Source organism: Bartonella sp. MU70NMGDW, from assembly GCF_042194085.1.
Classification (GTDB): domain Bacteria; phylum Pseudomonadota; class Alphaproteobacteria; order Rhizobiales; family Rhizobiaceae; genus Bartonella; species Bartonella grahamii.
This window is the reverse complement of the sequence record NZ_JBHIMK010000255.1, coordinates 1-1,673: the sequence shown is the minus strand read 5'-3', so window position 1 is coordinate 1,673 and position 1,673 is coordinate 1. Positions and strand designations below refer to the sequence as shown.

2 protein-coding genes are annotated in these 1,673 nt (G+C 33.2%); both read left to right on the top strand.

Going from position 1 to position 1,673, the window contains the following annotated elements; translation table 11 throughout:
- Nucleotides 1-163: 163 nt before the first annotated feature.
- Nucleotides 164-595 (top strand): NINE protein, encoded by a 432-nt coding sequence (locus ACFIKE_RS10220; RefSeq protein ID WP_375649745.1) that lies wholly within the window; start codon nt 164-166, stop codon nt 593-595.
- Between the two features lie 383 nt (nt 596-978).
- Nucleotides 979-1,431 carry a TM2 domain-containing protein gene (locus ACFIKE_RS10215; protein WP_375649743.1) on the top strand — a complete coding sequence of 151 codons (453 nt, stop codon included), beginning with the start codon at nt 979-981 and terminating at the stop codon, nt 1,429-1,431.
- Nucleotides 1,432-1,673: the final 242 nt, after the last annotated feature.

Genomic DNA, 1,673 nt, shown 5'->3' with positions numbered 1-1,673 from the left:
CAGAAACATTAGATCATTGGGGGGATCAGAGCTATTTTAATTTCACGTTTATCACGGCTGCTACAAATTTTATTTACGCCGTGAGGTTAATCCGCATATTATCGAATTAGAAATAATCTCTTTATGAATAACACATGAGGAGAAGCTTTATAGGTGGGCAAGGATGAAAGGTAGGATTATTGGTCAGGATCAAGGAGATTACTTCGTTTCAGGGGCTGATGGTAAGCGTTATCAATTTACGAGTTGGGATTGGTTAGGAAAAAAACCACCAAAGGTAGGGGATACCGTTGATTTTGTATATGAAGATAATGTTGTTAAATCTGTTCTCCCTCTTTTGAGTAAATCGCAGTCAGAAAAATCAAGATTGGCGATAGCACTTGTTTGTTGGTTTTTTGGATGGTTGGGAATTCATCGCTTTATGGCTGGTAAAGTCGGAACGGGCATTGCAATGCTTCTTATAAGCCTACTAAGTATACCATTTACTTTTGGGGTAGGGATACTTTTAGTAACTGGGCCTTGGTCATTCATTGATTTTATAGTTATTTTATCCGGATATTTTAGGGATGAAAATGGGGATAAAATTATAAATTGGTAGAAATTTTAGAATAATATAAAATGTAAAGAGTGAGGCACTTTCTTTACTTTTAATGTTGTCAATATATTAATTTAATAATGTAAATTATTTTAATATATGTCTTTAAATGTGAAATATTAAAGAAAATTATGAATATTTAAATAAAACTATTGAAAAAGACTGTACTATTTCATATGAAAAAAGCAAAGGTGCAAATCGAACAGCGTGCTTTGTATTACCACTTGTAATTGCGGGAATTTTAAGTTGTTGGGGAATTTTTAGCTTTTTAAATTGTCATATATCACGGTGAATACAGACTGTATTCATGCAGTGATGTTTATTCAACATATTATCATATTAGAAGAAAAGCTTCTTTATGAATAACAATTTTATAGGTGGTGAAGATGAAAGGTAAGATTATTGGTCATGATCAAGGAGATTATTTCATTTCAGGGGCTGATGGTAAGCGCTATCAGTTTGCGAATTGGGATTGGTCAGGAAAAACGCCGCCGAAAGTTGGTGACGTCGTTGATTTTGTGTGTGAAGGGGATACCATTAAATCTATTTTCCCTATCTCAACTGAAGGTCAGTCACAGCAATCAAAAGTGACGTTAGCGGTCGTTTGTTTTTTTCTAGGTGGACTAGGAATTCATCGTTTTATGGTTGGTAAAGTTGGAACTGGTATTGCAATACTTCTTATAAATATAATAAGTGTAATAAGTATAATAAGTATAATACTTATGCCGGTAGGGCTTATAGGAATTTTTTTGATAATTACACCTTGGGTATTGATTGATTTTATAGTCATTTTAACAGGAAATTTTAAAGACAAAGATGGGTGTAAAATCACAAGTTAGTGGGATATCCAATATTTGTAATACAAAAAGTGGTTCATTCAGCTTACTTTGATTGTATTTAAGGGGGGGGATAAATTGGTGATAACAAATTGTTTGAGTGTATAGATTTGGTAATGAGGTATTAATCAAAATCGTGCATAGTTGGGCAAAATATTAAAAAATTTGTGCTGTAAAGACTGTGCTATTTTATGTGGACAAAGCAGAAACGTCGATCAATCAAAGTACGCTTTGTACTACCTCTT

Bases quoted from the DNA above. Each gene is read 5' to 3' on its own strand.
- ACFIKE_RS10220 (WP_375649745.1), top strand. From the start codon at position 164: ATGAAAGGTAGGATTATTGGTCAGGATCAAGGAGATTACTTCGTTTCA.
- ACFIKE_RS10215 (WP_375649743.1), top strand. From the start codon at position 979: ATGAAAGGTAAGATTATTGGTCATGATCAAGGAGATTATTTCATTTCA.